This window comes from Enterococcus sp. AZ067 (assembly GCF_051715005.1).
In the GTDB taxonomy this organism is placed as follows: domain Bacteria; phylum Bacillota; class Bacilli; order Lactobacillales; family Enterococcaceae; genus Enterococcus_D; species Enterococcus_D casseliflavus.
On sequence record NZ_JBIOSY010000001.1, the window covers coordinates 1,183,653 to 1,203,690 of the forward strand.

At 46.8% G+C, this 20,038-nt stretch carries 14 protein-coding genes; 7 read left to right on the forward strand and 7 right to left on the reverse strand.

The window, feature by feature from the left end; all coding sequences use genetic code 11:
* Nucleotides 1-47 precede the first annotated feature (47 nt).
* The 5 genes from IGI82_RS05615 to IGI82_RS05635 form a co-directional block, all read right to left on the reverse strand.
* Nucleotides 48-2,186, reverse strand: coding sequence for a transglutaminase-like domain-containing protein (locus tag IGI82_RS05615; RefSeq protein ID WP_438841851.1), 2,139 nt, complete (start codon nucleotides 2,184-2,186; stop codon nucleotides 48-50).
* Nucleotides 2,183-3,226, reverse strand: a complete 1,044-nt coding sequence (locus IGI82_RS05620; RefSeq protein ID WP_395997132.1) for a DUF58 domain-containing protein — start codon at nucleotides 3,224-3,226, stop codon at nucleotides 2,183-2,185. The genes IGI82_RS05615 and IGI82_RS05620 overlap by 4 nt, the downstream gene beginning before the upstream one ends.
* 2 nt (nucleotides 3,227-3,228) lie before the next feature.
* Entirely contained in the window at nucleotides 3,229-4,167 is a 939-nt protein-coding gene (locus tag IGI82_RS05625) for an AAA family ATPase (protein WP_005225502.1), read from the reverse strand.
* 191 nt (nucleotides 4,168-4,358) lie between these two features.
* Nucleotides 4,359-6,200 carry an FAD/NAD(P)-binding protein gene (locus IGI82_RS05630; protein ID WP_087627152.1) on the reverse strand — a complete coding sequence of 614 codons (1,842 nt, stop codon included), beginning with the start codon at nucleotides 6,198-6,200 and terminating at the stop codon, nucleotides 4,359-4,361.
* A gap of 37 nt (nucleotides 6,201-6,237) precedes the next feature.
* A complete protein-coding gene (locus IGI82_RS05635; protein ID WP_087627153.1) occupies nucleotides 6,238-7,233 on the reverse strand; it encodes an ROK family protein in 996 nt (331 codons plus the stop codon).
* Nucleotides 7,234-7,405: 172 nt separating this feature from the next.
* On the opposite strand from IGI82_RS05635, the gene IGI82_RS05640 reads away from it, so the two are divergent.
* On the forward strand, nucleotides 7,406-8,212 hold the full coding sequence (locus IGI82_RS05640) for a Cof-type HAD-IIB family hydrolase (protein ID WP_015509304.1): 807 nt from the start codon (nucleotides 7,406-7,408) through the stop codon (nucleotides 8,210-8,212).
* Between the two features lie 85 nt (nucleotides 8,213-8,297).
* Here IGI82_RS05640 and IGI82_RS05645 read toward each other — a convergent pair whose 3' ends face one another.
* Complete coding sequence (locus IGI82_RS05645) at nucleotides 8,298-10,448, reverse strand: GH92 family glycosyl hydrolase (protein WP_087627154.1); 2,151 nt, start codon at nucleotides 10,446-10,448, stop codon at nucleotides 8,298-8,300.
* A 5-nt stretch (nucleotides 10,449-10,453) separates the two neighbouring features.
* The gene (locus IGI82_RS05650) at nucleotides 10,454-11,506 is read right to left on the reverse strand and encodes a GntR family transcriptional regulator (RefSeq protein WP_413141109.1); all 1,053 of its coding nucleotides are present in this window, start codon (nucleotides 11,504-11,506) and stop codon (nucleotides 10,454-10,456) included.
* A 155-nt stretch (nucleotides 11,507-11,661) separates the two neighbouring features.
* Between IGI82_RS05650 and IGI82_RS05655 the strand changes: the two genes are divergently transcribed.
* From IGI82_RS05655 to IGI82_RS05680, 6 genes are all read left to right on the forward strand, one after another.
* Nucleotides 11,662-12,951: a glycoside hydrolase family 125 protein gene (locus IGI82_RS05655; RefSeq protein ID WP_438841852.1), complete on the forward strand. Its 1,290-nt coding sequence runs from the start codon at nucleotides 11,662-11,664 to the stop codon at nucleotides 12,949-12,951.
* Nucleotides 12,952-13,024: 73 nt separating this feature from the next.
* Complete coding sequence (locus IGI82_RS05660) at nucleotides 13,025-15,703, forward strand: alpha-mannosidase (RefSeq protein ID WP_438841853.1); 2,679 nt, start codon at nucleotides 13,025-13,027, stop codon at nucleotides 15,701-15,703.
* A 3-nt stretch (nucleotides 15,704-15,706) separates the two neighbouring features.
* Nucleotides 15,707-16,582 carry an ROK family protein gene (locus IGI82_RS05665; protein WP_005225513.1) on the forward strand — a complete coding sequence of 292 codons (876 nt, stop codon included), beginning with the start codon at nucleotides 15,707-15,709 and terminating at the stop codon, nucleotides 16,580-16,582.
* Nucleotides 16,575-17,966, forward strand: coding sequence for a glycoside hydrolase family 1 protein (locus tag IGI82_RS05670; protein WP_438841854.1), 1,392 nt, complete (start codon nucleotides 16,575-16,577; stop codon nucleotides 17,964-17,966). The genes IGI82_RS05665 and IGI82_RS05670 overlap by 8 nt, the downstream gene beginning before the upstream one ends.
* A gap of 240 nt (nucleotides 17,967-18,206) precedes the next feature.
* Nucleotides 18,207-19,088 carry an ABC transporter permease gene (locus IGI82_RS05675; protein ID WP_086294872.1) on the forward strand — a complete coding sequence of 294 codons (882 nt, stop codon included), beginning with the start codon at nucleotides 18,207-18,209 and terminating at the stop codon, nucleotides 19,086-19,088.
* Between the two features lie 13 nt (nucleotides 19,089-19,101).
* The gene (locus tag IGI82_RS05680) at nucleotides 19,102-20,022 is read left to right on the forward strand and encodes a carbohydrate ABC transporter permease (protein WP_005225516.1); all 921 of its coding nucleotides are present in this window, start codon (nucleotides 19,102-19,104) and stop codon (nucleotides 20,020-20,022) included.
* Nucleotides 20,023-20,038: the final 16 nt, after the last annotated feature.

A 20,038-nucleotide genomic window follows, 5' to 3' on the forward strand; every position in this document is an offset into this window, starting at 1 on the left:
TATCGATCGATTGATCGATACGTTTTTTTGTCGTTTATCCTCACTGCTTAGTTGATTTTTTTCAGCTGACTGATTTGGGCAGCGACTTGCTTCAAGAAGGCTTCTTGACCAGCCGGCTGTTCTTGGCTGTAAAGGTAGGCTTCGTATTGCTGCGTCAAGCGGATAAAATCACCATGGCACAGTGGATAGAATGCTTCGAGTCGTTGGGCATAATCGATCAACGGCTCCGCCTCGTTACGGTACAGAACTTTCGTCGTTTGCCGTAAAAACAAAGGATAGGCAGCAACTAGCGGCTGTTTGTTAAAGCGGCAGATCAACCATAAATGAATACGGAAAAACGAATGGCGGAAATAGAAAAGTAGGCCAAGTCCTAGGATAGCTAAGCCTCCAAAGAAGCCATTGCGCAGCGTTTGTTTCAACTCCTCAGTCAACCAAACGTCATCGATAACCGCGGCTGTTGCAGAACTGCTGGTCGTGGTTTCGCTGCTTTCTGTTTCCCTGCTGCTCGATGGTGTTGTTTCGCTGCTAGCGGTCGGTGTTTCTTCGGAGCTAGTAGATTCTTGAGTCAACACGGGATGATCTGGATTTTGGAAACTAGGGGTCGGTTCAAAAGGTACCCAACCGTAGCCGTCAAAGTAGACTTCCACCCATGAGTGGGCATTCAAGTTGCGAACGGTATAGGTAGTAATGCCGTTTTCTGTTGCAGGAGATCCAGGAGAAAAGCCTTTTGCCCAGCGAGCAGGGATCTCTAAACTCCGTAGTAGCACGACCATTGCCGTGGAAAAATTGTCGCAGTAGCCGACTTGTGATTCAAATAAAAATTGATCAACATAATCTTGCTCTTCTGCAGGCACGACGGCATCGGTTTTGGAATAGCGGAATACGAGCGGATCTTTCAAATAGCTTTCAACCGCCGTGACTTGATCAAACAGACTGTTGCTGTCAGCGGTGATCTCAGCTGCGAGATCTCGTACCCGCTGCGGCAAAGAATCGGGTAACTGGATATAATCGATCGGAGAATCCGGATAGATCAAAGGCAGATTTTGGAGATTTTCTGCGGCAAAATCTGGATGGTCCCAATCGAGGGTCAAGGTGGTGTCTGGGAGTGGATCAATGAGATCGACCCGCTGGATGGCGTCGCTGATCTGAAAACCGCGAGCACCGTTTTCAAGGGACAACGTGCTGCGTCCATAGGGCAATGGGACATAGTCTCCATGGTTTTGAAATTGGACCCGAACAGACTCGTTCTCAAGATAGGCTTGCTGATAGCTTTGATCCGCGATCGTGACGGCCTCTGCTTCTAAGCGAGCCTCTTCGCGGCTCGTACTGATCCAGCCCTTACCAGAATAAAAATCTTTGCTTTCCACCCGCCAGTAATGCGGGGTTTCTTGTTGCGCTTCAAATAAAATCGTCGCATCATCCAGTAGTGGTCCGCCTAATTGACGGTCGTTTTCACTGAATCCAGTGCGAGAGCCGCTGGGCGTGCCATGATCTTCAATAAATTGATAAAAACCCAGCTGATTCAGATTTGTCCGTATAGGCGTGGAACGGGCTGCCAACTGTTCCCGCAGGCTCGTTTGCGGCAAGTAGACAGCAGTGACGGCTAGTCCACCAATCAATAGCATCACAGCGAACCAGGGAGCGATCGTTTGACTGGATTGAAAGACGCTGCGCTGGATCAGTGAAGAAGCCAAGGCACAAAGAAAAATACCCATCAAATGCCACGTCAGATCAAATTGATTAAAAATCACGACTGTTAGCAAGTAGCCGATCATGGTAGCGTAAATCAAGAAAAAGCGTTGATAAGCGATCGGTAAGATCGCTAAAAACAAAACCCAGCTAACGATCAATGTCACCGCCGCCAGTTCGGTGATATAGCCGACTTCACCGCTGAGGATCTCTTGAAAGGCACGGTGCAGGTCTAGCCAAAAACGCAGCAGCCAATCAAAAGAAAAGGCAGTCCCATAAGGAAAGATCCGATACAAGACGATCAGCCAAGCGGCTGCCAGCAAAGGCAAACTGTAACGGACTTTCGGCACCACGGTCAAAATCAAACAGACACTAAAGGCATAAGTTAAAAGGGTGAACTGATTGCCAAGGTCATAAACTGCGATAAACGGCAAGATCACCAGTGATAGACTGAGAAAGGTCAGAAGACCAATCAGCGCTTTCTTAATAAATCTCATCCTACCGCCTCCTCAAGTTTATTCAACTGCCTCATTAAATCAGCGTAGGTAAACACTTGGCAGCTGTTTTTTGCTTCCAACTGACTGAGGTAGTCTTCCAGTTGTGGGGTAAAAACCGGGGTAATGAAGACAAGATGGCTGCCAGTCAAAAGCGGTACCCCTTCAGGAACTTTCTCGAAGGGACGGATCTGGGCATAGGCAGCGGCATCCGTTTGGTAAGGAGAAGTCAATCCGTCACCAATCAAGAGCGGCTGAAAAAGTCGTTGATTTTGCGAGAAATGGTGGATCGAATAAAACAGTGTCAAAGTCTCTTCAAAAGCAGGATGATCTTCTCCCCAAAAGAGCAGAACGATGTCTTGTTCTTCTTCATGTTCTCGTTCGCGATAGATCAATTCCTGTTGTTTGCTGGATAATTTCCAATCGATATTTTTTAAGGAATCCCCTAACTGGTATTGACGGAACTGTCGAATAGAAAAATTGGGTTCTCCGTGGGTTTGGCTGCGGACTTGCTGTTTAAAAAATGGCAGCAGGGTAACGGCTTCTGGCGCCAATTTAGGCAGGATCAAAATCGATTGTTTCGCAACTGCAGCGTAGCTTTTTTCAAAAAAGCCAAAGAGATCATGGCTGTACAATTGAACGGGCAATTCTTCATAGATGCCTCGCTCCTTTGGGGTCCAAGGCAGCTGCAGCCGAATCAGATTGCCTCGATAAAAGGCGCTGTGATGACTTTCCTTGAAACGATCGTCAAACTGTAAGGTGAAATCGACCAGCGGCAGCAGCGTCGGGCGATACTTGAAGACTTGCAGCGGTAAGGTGATCGCTGTGTGTGTTTCAGCTTGGATCGATTCTTCTAAAATGATTTGAACCTTCTTGAGGGAGGGGAGCAAGAATACTGCATCAAGCAACAATAACAAAGTCAGTAAAAACCAAAGGCTCCAGCCAGCATTATTATTGAAGATCACACAGTAAGCCAGCAGCAGAAAATAGGCAGCGCTAAACAACAGGAGGCGCAGCAGGCGTTCAAGCTTCTTTTTCTTCATCGCTATCTCCTCGTTGGGACAGGCACTCGTTGGATCATCTGTTTCATCAAGTCTGAAAGGGTCTCCGTGCTGGCATGAACGCCACCTTTCAGTAATAAACGATGACCGAAGACTGCTGGTAAAATTCGCTGCAAGTCTTGCGGCGTGACAAAGGTCCGACCTTCCGTCAATGCTAACGCTTTGGCCCCTTTTAAGAAGGCGATCCCACCACGAGGGCTGATACCAAGGTCAATGGCATTATGCTGACGGCTCGCTTGAACCAGCTGCAATGCGTAACGGGCGACCCGCTCATCGACATACACGTCATCGACCATCGCTTTTAAAGCGGTCACTTCATCAGCATGTAAAATGGTTTGGATCTGATCCAAGCTTTGCTGTCGTTTTCCAGTCAAGAGGGCGAGCTCATCTTGAAAATCTGGGTAACCGATATGCAGGCGGAACAAAAAACGATCCAATTGGGCTTCAGGCAAAGGATACGTTCCTTCATATTCGATTGGATTTTGCGTGGCTAAAACAAAAAAGTGGGGACTCAATGGGTACGTTTGATTGTCGATGGTGACATGATTTTCTGACATGGCTTCTAAGAGTGAGGCTTGCGTCCTTGGTGTGGTTCGGTTGATCTCATCTGCCAAGAGGACGGAGGTGAAGATCGGGCCAGGACGAAACTCGAACTGGTGGCTTTGGGAATTAAAAATCGACACACCTAACACATCGTTAGGTAAAAGGTCTGGGGTAAACTGTACCCGTTTGTAGTCACTTTGAATGGCTTTGGCTAACGATTTGACCAACATCGTTTTCCCAACACCAGGGATATCTTCGAATAAAACGTGTCCGCCAGCAAGCAGCGCAGCCACGGTAAATTGGATCACATCTCGTTTGCCTAAAATCACTTTTTCCACTTCTGCGATCAAGGCATCTATTTTTTGTAATTCAGCGGTCATCTGATAACCTCCCTACGTTCGTTTCTTCCATTGTAACGGTTTTCTAGGACTGTCGCAATTTTCGTGTAACAATTAAAGAAAATTTCAAGAATATTCAAAAAAGAGAAATCCTTTCTGCGGATTTGCGAAAGAAAAACAAAAAACTTCCGAAGCGTTTCCTCGGAAGTTTGCGTTTGATAGAACAGAAGCGACTAGAAGGTGTGGTGCAAGAGGTCAGCGGCGATCTGGTCCGCCTGCCGTAAATTCCAAGCATCGGTTTCTGGCTGAGCAGTGGCAGCCGTCAGCCAGTGGATGCCTTCTGTGGGAATCCCAAAACAATAGAGGGTAGGGTAAGGGCGGTCATCTGGTCCAAGGATCTGATTGGTCTCAGGATCGATGGCGATCGCACCCGTCTCAAAAGGCACCTCATTGGGGATCGCCAACTGGTGCGGGTGAATAATCCGATCGTTTAGCAGTTGCCGCAACAAGGAATTGTTGGTTCGACGAATCGCTGTCGATGGAATGCGAGCCTCAATTAGTTGCGTCGCGTGATAGCGTGTGTCGTCAAATCGCTTTGAATACGTACAGTAAGCCTCCTCGATCGCAACAGTCATGTCAGGACCTAGTAAGGTCACCACTCCCGCTTCCATCAAGGCGACCAGTTCCTGCAGTCGCTGAACCGGCGGACCGATCGATAAAAAGCTGTTCAAGGGAACGAAAGACTGCCAAAAGAGTGTTTTCAAGTCTTGTACTGGCATTAGCTGATGATCGAGAACAAACCGAATCGGGTCCCGCAGGTCTTTGAAGACTTCCAAGGCACTGCTGATAGGTCCTGTTAGATTGCCTTTTTCGGCATCTTGGATTTGGGTACGTAATAGTGCAATGAAAAAGTCTTGCAACGACTGTTGCTTTTTCTGAGCAAAGGGGTCGGCTAGTTGTTGCCATGACCACCACTCCGTCGTAGGAAGCTGCCATTTTTTCAGCAAGTCTTCAGATCCTTCAGAGGCAACAAAGGCGGCGGTAAAAGCGGCAAGCTGATCTTTGTCCAGCAGCTGTTTTTCTAAAAGCAGCGTCTGATAATAGACGAGTTCTGCCTCTTTTTTTAAATAGAAGAGCAGGGTCTTGCCAGCAACCGTTTTGGCTGCTTGCCAAGCAGCGAGGCGTTCAGGGGTCAAAAAAACGGGCTTTCGCTGCTGCGTCGGTGTTTTTTGATTGCGGCCACGAGGATGATACGGGACACCCCGACGAGAACCTGCGATGATTTGTGGTTCTTCACCAGAAGGTTGATAGACGAGGGATCCATTGACTTTGACGAAGGTGCCGCCCCGACCGCTGGTCAAGCGGGTGACGTAATCGTAAAAGGCAAGTCCTAGTCCCCGTAAAATCACAGGTTCGCCAGCTTTCACCGCCGTTAGATCCGTATCTGCCGCATTGGCTGGCGGTGCATAAAACCAGCCATTATTTTCTGCGGCCGCCGCCAATCGTTGTTCTGCTGCTGACAGTTGGGCTTGTGAATGGCCTGTAGCTAAGACGACGGCATCAACAAGAAATGTTTGGTGAGCCGTCGTCAACTGGTAGCGATTTTTGGAAAGAGGGGTCAAGGAGCTGACACTGTCTGACAGATGGTTGACGGTAATGGATTCAGGCAGCTCTTTTAATAGCTGCTGATAAAACCACTGCTGATAGAGGCCATATAACGCCCGCGAGCAATGCCTGTTAGGATCAAGTGAATCAAGTGCTGTGCATTCCGCAACGAGCTCAGGAGCATGCGTGGCTGCGAAATGTTTCCCTTCTGTCACTGCCCATTCGTATAAGGTAGGTCCTTTGACCACGGGACCGCCGGTGCTTAATGTGTCATCCGTGAAAAGGGTGACCTGACTGGTTACAGAATTCAATAGCAGATCCGCCGATTGGTCCGTGCGCCAAACTGCCCCAGGAAGAAAGGGATCAAACAGCAGCAAGTCGATGGCTTGTTTGTTTTGTTTGCTATGAGCGATCAGTCGTTCTGAAAGTGAAAGTCCACGAGGACCAGCACCAATGATAGCTATTTTCATATCACACCGCCTCAATTATTCTATGGTCTTTGTGTCATCAACGGGCTAAGTCAAAAGGTGTCTTGCGGAAAATCAGCCAGTGCATGCCTAGCACCATGGCTTCCTCGATAGCATCGATATAATGGAAAGCAGGCTGATTGGGTTGTTGCTGCAGCAATGGATTTTTTTGGATCGCGTCTAAGAGATCGGTTTTTACTGCATCACTGCTGGCTAAAATGATACAGTGGGGGGCAAAAGCTGCATTGTAAAATGGCAGTAAGCTTGTCAGGCGCTGAACCAAAGCCGTGCGGTCTTGCGGTGCCCCTTGATCCAAGTAGCCGGGCAAAAATTTTGCCTCTCCCGCTAGGGCATCTTTTCCTTCTAAAAGCGCACCATTGACCAGGAGCGTGATACCAGGCATGCTTTTTTCGGGATTGTACATGCCGACGATGGTTTGCTGCAAGGAGATCTGTTGGGCGATGCAATAGCCGATCGTTAAAATATGGGCATCGTTTTGACAGTAGAAGGGCAGTGCAGTGACCTCTGCCACGAGGGCTGCCAGCTGCCAGCCATTAAATTTTTCATACCAGCTGGAAGTCACGGTTCCTCCACTGATTTTTCCTGGTAAAAAGAGGGCGATCTGTTCCACAGAGGGAAATAATGCTAGCTCGTTCGTTACACATTCTTGAAAGCGATGAGGGGCAACATCAGGAAAGGGCTGGTCGTGTTTTGCCAAAACCTTTCCCTTGCGGTCGATCAGCATGGACCAAAGAGCCAAGGAACCATCGTGATCGATAAAACTAAGCAAAAGAGAATGGCCTCGCTCTTGGTTTAGCTGATAGGTCACGGCAGGCCGCCCTAGCTCTTTTTGCTCCAGCGGACCTTTAGTGATTTCCCCCTCTGCCAACAATTCTTTTAATAATGAGTTAGTGGTGACCATGCTGATGCCGGTTTTCTTTACTAAATCGGAGGCGAATAATGCCCCGTTTTGAAATAAGGTTTTTAAAACCAGCTGTTTGTTTTGCTGACGAATGGAATGGGTGGTAGAAGCCATAGGTGTTCTCCTTAATGAAGTGATTTAATTAAGTATACCGACGGGATGAAACGATGTAAAGTTTTTAAAAGACTGACTTGACGAAAAACTTGAAAATAAGTATACTTAATTAACAATGTTAATTAAGTGATTCGCCATAAAGAGGACACGAGGTAGAGGGGAAGAGAAACGTATGATCAAATTAGTCATCACAGATTTAGACGGCACATTTTTGAACAGCCAAGGCAGTTTTGATCGGCCTTATTATGAACAAGTCAGCCAACAAATGAAAGAAGCGGGTGTTGCTTTTGCTGCGTGTACCGGCAAACAGTGTGAACGAGTGGAAGAACTGTTTGGTGAAGCAGCAGCGGATGTTTGGATTCTTGGGGATAGCGCGACCCGCATCAAACATCAAGGCGAATACATCTTTGAATCACTGCTGCCAAACGAATTAGGGCGGCGGATCATTGCGAAGCTCGCTGCGATTGCGCAAGATCATGTGATCATTGCCTGTACACCGACTGCGGCGTACATTGCGGAAACGACCAATGAAGCAGATGCCCAGAAAGTTCGGGGCTCTTATCGGGTGGTCAAAACGGTGACGGATTATCAAACCATCACCGAAGATTTTGTGAAGCTCACTATTTTTGATCCCAAACTACGTTGCTTTGAGCATGTCCAACAGTTAGGTGAGTTTACAAACGACGCCTACATCGTGGCTTCGGAAGCCGCTTGGATCGATATCACCAATCAAGGCGTCCACAAAGGAACGACTGTGGCACACTTGCAAGAATTGCTGCACGTCACACCAGAAGAGACTATGGTCTTCGGCGATGGCTTGAACGATTTGGAGTTGATGGCAGCTGGCACGTTTAGTTTCGCCATGAGCAATGCCTTTGAGGAAGTCAAGGCAGCGGCAGCGTTTGTGACCAAGTCAAACGATGAAAATGGCGTGCTGAAAACCATCGAACGTCTGTTACCGCTACAAATGAACCAATAAAAAAACCGCTCCCTAGCAGGGATAGCACGTACTTTCATTTGACTGAAAGTAGACTGCTGCCTGTTGCTAAGGAGCGGTTTTTTCGTTATGCATGTGGTTGACTGACGCTATAAGGATAGGCATCGGCTGACCACTCTTTGCTGCGAGGGACGATACCTAGCTGGAAGTTCAATGTACCACCGGCAGTCAATTCTTGGTGGGTGAAAAACAATCGCTCGAAGGGTTCTTCGTTCAATGTGATTTTATCCACGAAGAGCTGTTGCGGCGCATTGGGCGTGCTCTTGATCACTAAGTCTTTGCCTGAAGCAAGATGTAGTGTTGCTTGATCAAATAATGGCATGCCGATGACATATTCCCCCGTCCCTGGTGTGACTGGATAAAAGCCCAAGGAGTTGAAAATGTACCAACCAGCCATGCTACCGTTGTCTTCATCGCCAGGAAAGCCTTTGGGCGAGTCATTGAAGCATTGTGTCAATAGCTGCTTGATCAAGGGCTGTGCCATTTCTGGTTTGCCCAAATAGCTGAATAGATACGGATAGTGGAAGCTTGGTTGATTGGAGATCGCCAGCTGACCAAAATCGAGTGCAGCCATCTCGCTCATTTCATGGATCTCAAAGCCGTAGCCTTCTGTCGTATAGCGAGGTTCTTGATTGCACAAGTCGATCAGTTTTGCTTCAAAGGCCGCTTTGCCGCCGTGTTCGGCGATCAAGCCAGCGAAATCATGGTAAACAGCAAAACTGCTTTGCCACGCACTGCCTTCTGCATAATCTAAGCCCCAGCGTATGTCACTGAATTCTGGACGAAAGGCACCATCGGGATCTTTTGCCCGCATAAAGCCAGTTTCCTGATCGAAAATGTTGCGGTAGTTTTGCGATTGCTGCTGATAATAGTCTGCTTGCTCGTCACCCAGCTGTTGCGCGACTTGTGAAATACAAAAATCACTGTAACAATAATCAAGGGTGTGATTGACCGATTCATGATGCGTCAATGGCACATACCCGTAAGTCAAATAGTCCGTCGTGCCGCGCCGACCATAATTGGGATTTTCACTTTGGACGGTGGCGCCTTTTTTCATCGCTGCTAAAAATTTGGGCATCAAATCAGGACGAATGCCTTTTACTGCGGCATCAGCGATCACGGCATCGATCAGCGTCCCTGGCATCAATCCACGCTCATCTGGCGATAGCCATTTTGGTAAAAAGCCGCTTTCGCGATAACTGTTCAAAAAGCCTTCCAGCATGTCTTCCAATTGTTCGACAGCCAAGAGTGAAAAGAGCGGGTAGACAGTTTTATACGTATCCCAAAAGCCGTTGTTTGTATACAGTGGTCCTGGTTTGATTGCTTTTGCCAAGGTATCCCAATGCATTTTGCGGCCCTCTTGATCGATTTCGAAGAAGGTTTGAGGAAACAAGAATAAGCGATAAAAATTATGATAAAAAGTAGAAACTTGTGTTTGATCGTGATGCTCGATCTCGATTTTTTGCAAAAAATGATTCCATTGCTGTTGGACAGAAGCCAGATAATCGGCAGGAGCCCATTGCTGTTCCCGTTGCAAGTTCAAACAAGCTTGTTCGCGACTGAGAAACGAGGTCGCAAAACGGATCGTCTGTGTTTGGCAATCATTAAAGCGGAGAACGACGAAGGCTTCTTTGCCTGTCAAGGCACCTTCGATCGCCGTGATGGGTGTTTCAAAACGATAGACGAAATGGAAGGTGAAGCGTTCATCTTCGCACCCTGAAAATACGATCAGTTGACCAGCCACTGTTTGTTCATCCAACTGTTCTAAGACATAGTCACCCGGCAGTGACAAGCCAAGACCTGGCTGATCCCCGCAGTTTTCAATAGTCAGCACACCGCCATACATACTGGGGATCAAAGTCGTTGTTGTTAAATACCGCTGCGTCTTGATTTTAAGAAAGGCTGGATTAAAGGTGCTTTCTTCGGGACGATACGAGCTTTGCGCATGGAAAAGGGTATTTTCAGAAAGCGTGCCGTTTATCGGCAGCATCGTCAGATGGCTGAAATCCCCCATCCATGGGCTAGGCTGATGGGTGATGCGAAAGCCCTGAAAGGTTCGATCTTCTGGATGAAACCACCAACTGCCGCGTTGATCGCTGGTTTGCGGGGCAAAGTAGTTCATGCCAAAAGGAACCCCTGTATAAGGCAGGCAGTTGCCGTGGGAAAAACTATATTGGTTGTCTGTTCCGTGTCGTGTGTCGATCATTGATACGTTCACTTGGTTCACTCCTTTAATTGGGTTGATTCTCTTTTGATCAAAGAAACCGCCACTAGATGGGTGGTCGTCTCCGTTGGTACTGGGGTTGCTGCCTTCGCAGCGTTGATTTTCTCAATCACTTGGTTTCCTGCCAAGCGCCCCATCTCGGCAAAATTCTGCCCGATAGTCGTTAGTGCTGGATCAACGAGGGCTGCGGCTTGGATATTATCGAAACCAACTAGGGAAATGTTGGCAGGGACGTGCAAATCTGCTTGGCGCAAAGCACGCATCAATTCGATGGCGATCAAGTCATTTTCACAGACGGCTGCCGTGACCTGATTTTCTTCCAAGTAGGCAAGCGCATTTGCGATGCTGGCAGCCGTGTCGTCGAGCTTGGTGCGAAAGGTTCTTTGGGCTTTTTTCAGCGCATCGATGTAACCTAGATAACGCTGACGGACGGATTGCGGATGATGGGTATCACCAAAAATATAAGCGATCCGTTGATGCCCCAACGCAAGTAAATGCTCTGTGGCTAGCTGTCCACCTTGAAAGTTATCTGGCATCACCGCTGGAAAATCAAACTCATGCAGCTTTTTATCTAAGGTCACGATAGGAAAGTGCTTTTCAGCACATTCGAACAGTAAGTCATAGTAAGAAAACGTATTGCTGGCGTAATAGATCAGGCCGTCGAATTCTTGCATCAGCTCAGCTGCCGTCGTTTTTTCCAAATAATCCACTGGTGTCATCAAAAGTTCAAAGCCGTGTTCTTGCATCACGGGGTAAATGCCTTCGGTAAAGTTTCCTAAAGAGAGATCATTGGCAAAGGGCAAGACAAACAAAATTCGTCCAGTCGCTTTTTTTTCCTTCAATTCTCGGACAAAGCTGCCGCTGCCTTGCACGCGATAGATCAGCTGATTTTGTTCCAGTTCCGTCAAGGCTCTTTTAGAGGTGATCCGACTGACTTGGTATTGTTCAGATAGTTCTTTTTCAGTAGGGACACGACTGCCAGGCGCTAATCGCCCTTCAACGATGGCTTCGTGAAGCTCCGCGTAAATTTTTTTATATAATGGTTGTTTCATAAGAAAACCCCTTTTGATATATCATATTTGTTAGCATACCATAAACCAATAAAAATGAAAACCCTTTAATTATTTTGAAAAAGCGCTAGACATTCAATTAATTCATGATATACTAGGTTCGTAAATTGATATATCAAATCAGGGAAGGTGATGGAATGGTTTATAAAGAAATACCAACTTCAGTAGCAACATTTATGGAAACGATTACGGATCTATGCGGAGAAACGCATGCCGATTGGGCGAAAAATTTTAACGCAGCCTTTGCCAATACACTACTAACGACGGTCAAGCGTCATGAGGATGGCACGACCTTTTTACTGACGGGGGATATTCCAGCGATGTGGCTGCGAGATTCCACTGCACAAGTTCGTCCGTATTTGGTGATCGCCAAAGAAGATGAAGACTTAGCAAGCATGATCAGCGGGTTAGTCAAGAAGCAATTCTACTATATTACGATCGATCCTTACGCAAATGCCTTTAACGAATTAGCCAATGGCGCTGGCCACCAAACAGACGATACAGAAATGAACGATTGGATCTGGGAACGCAAATATGAGATCGACTCTTTATGCTATCCGATCCAACTGGCCTATCTGCTATATAAAAACACAGGCAGAACCGATCAGTTCAATGATGATTTTGTAACAGGCATCAAAAAAGCCTTGGAAGTGTTTGTGACAGAACAAAATCATGAGGAATCTCCATATCGCTTTGAACGGGATACCTGGCGAAAAGAAGATACCTTGACTCATGACGGCAAAGGCGCACCAGTGAAACCTGTCGGCTTGACTTGGTCAGGCTTTCGACCAAGTGATGATGCCTGCAAATACGGCTATTTGATTCCCTCCAATATGTTTGCGGTGGTGGTCTTAGGCTATATCCAAGAAATCTTTACGACGGTTTTAGAAGACGCAGCGATCGTGGCACAAGCGAAAAAACTACAAGCAGACATTGAAGCAGGGATTAAAGCATACGGGTTGACCACGAACCAAGCTGGCGAAGAAGTCTACGCCTATGAAGTGGATGGATTCGGCAATGGCACCCTGATGGATGACAGCAATGTGCCGAATTTGATCGCCGCCCCTTACTTGGGGTATGGCAGCATGGAAGATCCCCTTTATCTTCAAACCCGTAAAACGTTGTTGAGCAGTGAAAATCCGTATTTCTATGAAGGGAAACACGCCAAAGGCATTGGTAGCTCTCATACGCCAGAAAATTATGTGTGGCCGATCGCCATGGCAATGGAAGGGATGACCACCACTGACAAAGAAGAAAAGAAACGAATTTTGGATCAGTTAGTGGCGACAGATGCGGGTACAAATTTGATGCATGAAGGGTTCGATGTCGATGATCCTTCGCAATACACGAGAGAATGGTTCTCGTGGGCGAACATGATGTTTTGTGAATTGGTCATGGATTATTTCGATATCCGAGTGGAAAAATAAGCAGCACGACCCACCACCATTCGAGTGACACAAAAAGCAGTCCAACGACGCAAACAGCGAGGAGTAAAAATCAATGAAGAAACAAGTTTATATCATTTCACACAGCCACTGGGATCGGGAATGGTACATGCCTTACGAACAGCATCACATGCGGCTAGTGGAATTGATGGATGATCTTTTAGAATTAATTGAAAATGACCCTGAGTTTCACAGCTTCCATCTAGATGGACAGACGATCATCTTGGATGACTATTTAGAAGTGCGGCCTGAAAAACGCGAGGCGGTCAAAGCGGCCATCAAACAAGGGAAATTACAGATCGGTCCGTTTTATATTTTGCAAGATGACTTTTTGATCAGTGCCGAATCAAACACCCGTAATATGCTGATTGGAATGGCAGAAAGCAAAAAGTGGGGCCCCCCCGTTATGTTGGGGTATTTCCCAGATACCTTCGGCAATATGGGACAAACTCCGCAAATGATGCTGCAAGCCAATCTTGAAAGTGCTGCATTTGGGCGTGGCGTCAAACCGATCGGCTTTGACAACGAAGTTTTACCCGATGATCAATTTACTTCCCAATATTCTGAAATGCATTGGAAAGGTCCAGATGGCAGTCAAATCTTTGGTCTACTTTTTGCCAACTGGTACTCCAATGGCAATGAGATTCCAGTGGATAAAGCAGAAGCCAAAGCTTTTTGGACACAAAAACTGCAAGATGTAGAAAAATTTGGAGCCACCAATCATTACTTAATGATGAATGGGGTCGATCATCAACCCGTCCAAAAAGATATTTCGGCAGCGATTCGTACAGCCAACGAGCTTTTCCCAGAGTATGAATTCAAACACGCCAGCTTTACCGAATACCTTGAAGCGGTGCAAGCAGATCTGCCAGATGACCTAGGAACTGTCACCGGTGAATTGACCAGTCAAGAAACCGATGGTTGGTATACTCTAGCCAATACCGCCTCTTCCCGAGTTTATCTAAAACAATGGAATACAAAGGTTTCCCGCCAATTAGAAAATGTTGCGGAGCCATTAGCAACTATGGCTTATGAAGCAAGCGGCAGCTATCCTCACGATATGTTGGATCATGCGTGGAAAACCTTGATGCAAAATCATCCTCACGACAGTATCTGCGGCTGTTCAGTGGACGAAGTACACCGAGAAATGATGCCGCGCTTTGAAAAAGCCAATGAAATCGGCAAGTTCGTGGCAGATGAAGCGTTACGCAATTTAGTAGCCGCCATCGACACGAGCCAGTTTCCTGAGGAGAGTCGCCCCTTCGTGGTCTTCAACACCACTGGCAGCACCCGTTCTGGTTTAGTGGAAGTCGTGATCGAACTTGAGCGTAAAACATTCCGTGAAGGATTGCCAAGCAAGCTTTACCACGAATTGTTGGCGAAGCCAAAAGGTTCTTATTCGGTGATCGATGAACAGGGGAACCCTGTTGCTGCGATCATCAGTGAAGAAGAGGTCCTTTTTGACTATGAATTGCCTAAAGATGCTTTTCGGATTCCTTTCATGAAACGCTTTGTCAAGGTCCAAGTTGAAGCAAACCAGTTGCCAGAATTTTCATGGCAGACCTTTGCCCTAGTAGAAAAAGCCGCTACGCCAGTAGAGAGCGCCCCGATCGTTTCAGAAGGAGGGCGCAAACTTGCCAACGCACATTTGGAAGCCGTCATTACTGAAAACGGCAGCTTGACGATTACAGACAAAGCAAACAAAAAAACGTATCGCAATTTACTGGTTTTCGAGGATGTGGGGGATATCGCCAATGAGTACATCTTCAAACAACCAGAAGGAGATCAAGCAATCTTATCGACACAATTTCCGCATCACGTGACGATCGAACAAAACGATCCACTGGTGGGGATCGTGCGACTGACGCAAGAATTGCAGATTCCCGTTTCAGCAGATGACCGTTTGTTAGAAGAACAAAAAGCTGTCGTCGATTTCCGTTTCCGTAAGGCACAGCGGAGTCAAGAATTGGTTGCTTTCAAGATCGAGACGGAGATCCGTTTAGAACGAACCAGCAACCGCCTGGCATTTAAAACCACCGTCAACAACCAAAGCAAAGATCACCGACTGCGGGTGTTATTCCCAACAGGGATCATCACGGATTTCCATGAAGCTGACAGCATTTATGAAGTCGTAAAACGGCCGAATCAGGTTTCCAGTCATTGGGAAAACCCAACAAATCCGCAGCATCAGCACGCCTTTGTCAACTTGCATGATGAAACTAGCGGCATGACGGTTTCTAATTTTGGTTTGAACGAATATGAAATCGTGAAGGATCAGATCTGCTTGACCTTGTTGCGCTGTACGGGAGAGCTAGGCGATTGGGGCTACTTCCCAACACCAGAAGCGCAATGCTTAGGCAGCCACACCTTTGAATACGGTGTAGCCTTTCATGGGGCTCCTGAAGAACGTTATGAAACGTATCGCCAAGCACAAGCTGCCCAAGTTCCTTGGACGGCAAGTCAGACCGACAAGCATCAAGGCAAGCTAGCCAGCAGCAACCAATACATGGAAGCTCATGGAACGACGGTAGCTATCACCGCTTTAAAACGCAATCGCCAAGACCAGCAGATCGTTTTGCGGGGCTATAATTTGGCGGATCAAGCCACTGCCTTTCACGTGCAAAAAGAGCAGGCGACGCTCTGTCTGTTGAACCTTTTAGAGGAAGAACAAGCATCGACCGTCAATCAGCAATTACACCCATATGAAATTCGTACCATTGGAGTAAAGGAGTGAGAAATGATGGTTTATGGAGGAATTGAAGCCGGCGGCACAAAAATGATTTGTGCCGTTGCCGATGAACAGTTGACGATCATCGCCCAAGAGTCGATCCCAACGACAACACCGGAGGAAACGTTAGCGGCGATCTTTGCCTTTTTCGATCCCTACGATCTCGTGTCATTAGGGGTCGGTTCCTTTGGTCCGATCGGGATCGATCCAACCCAAGCGACCTATGGCCACATACTCGCGACGCCGAAACAGGGCTGGCAGCAGTTCGATTTTCTCGGTGCATTGAAGAAGCGCTACCCAGAGACAGCATTTGCTTGGACAACAGATGTCAATGCTGCCGCTTATGGGGAATTACGCCAAGGAGCGGCGCAAGGCAAAGACAGCTGTGTCTATTTGACAGTAGGAACCGGCATTGGCGCAGGAGTCGTTCGTGAAGGAAAGATTTTCGAGGGGATCGGTCATCCAGAAATCGGTCATACCTATGTCAAACGTCACAGTGAAGATACGTATGCTGGTACATGCCCGTATCACGGCGACTGTCTGGAAGGATTAGCCGCAGGGCCTTCTTTAGAAGGACGTACGGGGATCAAAGGACAAGACTTGCCGCAAGCGCACGAGATTTGGGGGTTGCAGGCCTTTTATCTAGGGCAAGCGCTGGTCAATATCACGTTGACCTTAGCACCTGAGAAAATCATTTTAGGCGGTGGGGTCATGAATCAGCCGCATCTACTCGCTCAAATCCAACAAGCCTTCCAAAAACAAATGGCAGGCTATATGGAGACACCACCAGTGGAAGACTACATCGTCACTTGGGGCTTGCCGAACAAAAGCGGGATTATCGGCTGTCTCTTGTTAGGCAAAGAGCAGGTGACTGCCCATGACTAATCTGTATTTTCCTAAAGATTTTTGGTGGGGAGCTGCTGCCAGCGGTCCGCAAACTGAAGGACGAACGGCCGATGATGGCAAAGGTGATTCGATTTGGGACTATTGGTACGCAACGGAGCCAGAACGTTTTTATCAAAAACGGGGACCAAAAGATACCGTCCAGCTGCTGCAGCGTTACCCAGAAGATGTGGCGTTGATGAAAGAGATCGGCTTTAATTCTTTTCGAACCTCGATCCAGTGGAGTCGCTTGCTGCCAGAAGGAAGAGGGGCGGTCAATCAACAAGCGATGGCGTTTTATCGCGAGTACTTCGCCACTTTGATCGAAAATGGCATCGAACCCTTCATCAATTTGTATCATTTTGATATGCCGATGGCACTGCAAAAAGAAGGGGGCTGGCTCAATCGCGAGACTGTCACAGCATTTGCAGATTATGCTGCTTTGTGTTTTGAGTTGTTCGGTGATCAAGTCCGTCATTGGTTCACGCAAAATGAACCGATCGTGCCAGTGGAGATGGGGTATTTGTATCAACAGCATTACCCAGCAGAAATCAACTTGGCACATGCGGTGCAAGTCGGCTACCATGAAGCACTCGCCAGCGCCTTAGCGATCCAACGCTTCCGTCAATCTCAGCAATCAGGCGAAATCGGCATCATCTTGAATTTGACACCGACTTATCCGAAAGATCCGAACGATGAAAAAGATGTCCAAGCGGCGCAACTGGCAGATGCCTTTTTTAACCGATCCTTCTTAGATCCAGCGGTCAAAGGCACCTTTCCTGTAGAATTGATCGCTGTCTTAAACGAGTTGGCGATCATGCCAGAAACCAGAGCAGAAGATTTGCAGATCATTAAAGAAAACACGGTCGATCTCTTGGGGGTCAACTATTATCAGCCACGGCGGGTGCAGCAAAAGCGTTCTGCCAAAACAGCGGACACACCAATGCCAGAAGATTACTTCGATGTGTATGATTGGCCAGAAAAGAAAATCAATCCCCATCGAGGCTGGGAGATCTATGAACGAGGCATCTATGATACCTTGATCAACCTACGAGACAACTACGGCAATATCCCCTGTTATATTTCAGAAAACGGCATGGGGGTCGAAGATGAAACACGCTTTATCGATGCCAGCGGTCAGATCCAAGATGAGTACCGCATCACTTTTATCAAAGATCATTTGCGGTATGTTCACCAAGCGATCCAAGAAGGCAGCCAGTGCCGCGGGTATCACATGTGGACCTGCATGGACAATTGGTCTTGGCTGAATGAATTCAAAAATCGTTACGGGTTTATTGCTGTCGATTTGGCTACCCAAAAACGGACCATCAAAAAGTCTGGTGAGTGGTTCCACGAAGTGATTCTACAAAACGGCTTTGTCGACTGATCATTCATAAAAAACAAATCAATGAAGCGTCCTATCTTGCAAAAGGTAGGACGTTTTTCAGGTTTTTAGAGAATAAAAACAAAATATAAACAAAGACCTTTAATTTGTTTCATTTTATCTTTAGTTTGTTCCTTATTTTTTAGGGATGAAAGCGTTATTCTAGTAGCATGAAGGAGATGATGAGATGTGAAGAAAAAGGGGTTTTGGAGGAATGTCTGGCAATACAAAGCATTGATATTGATGGCTTTGCCAGGTGTTGTCTGGTTTATCTTTTTTTTCTATATACCTGTATTCGCAAATGTGGTGGCGTTCAAAGATTTCCACATTTCACCAGACGGCTTTTTTGCCAGTTTGAAACAAAGCCCATGGGTCGGCTTTGATAACTTTAAATTTTTATTTGCATCCAATGATGCTTGGCTGATCACTAGAAATACCCTACTCTACAATATCGTATTTTTAGCATTCAACCTATTCTTTGCGATTGCCTTTGCCATTATTATGAGTGAGCTGCGCAATAAGCGCTTGGTAAAAGTGTATCACACGATGTCCCTGTTGCCGTACTTCCTTTCTTGGGTGGTTATTTCGTACTTTGTCTATGCCTTTTTGAGTCCAGACAAAGGAATCATCAACCAATGGATCACGGGTATGGGCGGTGAAGGAATCAACTGGTATGCTGATCCGAAATGGTGGCCGTTTATTTTCGTCTTTATGAATGTCTGGAAGAGCTTAGGCTACAACAGCATCATCTATTATGCGTCAGTGGTCGGGATCGATCAGACGTATTACGAAGCCGCGATGGTCGATGGCGCCAGCAAATGGCAGCAGATCAAAAATGTGACGTTGCCACAGCTGATTCCAATGATTTCTGTTTTGTTGATTTTGAACATCGGTGGGATCTTCCGTGCCGACTTCGGACTTTTCTATCAAGTCCCACGAAACTCTGGGGCGTTGTACCAAGTCACCTCCGTTTTAGATACGTACATTTATAATGGACTGACTGCCACAGGCGACTTCGGGATGACCGCAGCTGCCGGCCTTTATCAATCAGTGGTTGGGGCATTACTATTACTAACAGCGAATTTGGTTGTTCGTAAACTAGAACCAGATTCAGCATTATTCTAAGGAGGATGGATAAATGAAGAAAAAAGTAACGAAAGTCGAGATCCGCTCCTTTAACCCAACGGTCAACCTGATTTTTAATATCGTGATCGGTCTGTTCGCGATTTCCTGTGTCTTGCCGTTTCTCTTTGTGATCGCGATCTCATTGACCAGTGAAACCTCTTTGGCAGAAAACGGCTATCGCTTTTGGCCACAAGAATTTTCCTTCGCAGCATATACCTACCTGTTTAGCGGACAAATGAGCAGCAAAATTTTCCAAGCATTTGGCGTATCTATTTTTATCACTGTTTTTGGTACCTTCGTCAATGCAACGATGACCTCGCTATATGCCTATGTCATCTCTCGCTCAAATTTTCCATTCCGTCGTTTCTTTACGATCTTCGCTTTGATCACCATGTTGTTTGCGCCAGGGATGGTTGCCAATTACTTAGTGATGGTCAACTTGATCCAATTGAAAGACACGATTTGGGCGTTGATTTTACCCCTTGCCTTAGGGCCTTTTAATATCCTTGTTATGCGGACCTTCTTTAAAAAGACGGTACCAGATAGTATTATAGAATCTGCGCGCATCGACGGTGCCAGCGAAATGAAGATTTTTCTGTCCATTGTGTTGCCGTTAGCCGTTCCAGGGATCGCAACGATCAGTCTATTTGCCGCTCTTGGCTATTGGAATGACTGGTTCAATGCATTGTTGTATATTCAAAAAGACTCTTTAGTGCCCTTACAAGCACTTTTGATGCGGATTCAAAGCAACTTGGACTATCTAGCCAAAAGCTCTGGTATGGCTGCCCAGATCCAAGGTGGTTTGGCCGCTTTGCCAAGCGAAACTGCTCGCATGGCAATCGTTGTTGTTGCAACCTTACCGATTGCGATCACCTATCCATTCTTCCAACGGTATTTTGTCGGTGGTCTGACAATTGGTGGCGTCAAAGAATAATCAAATAAGTATAGGG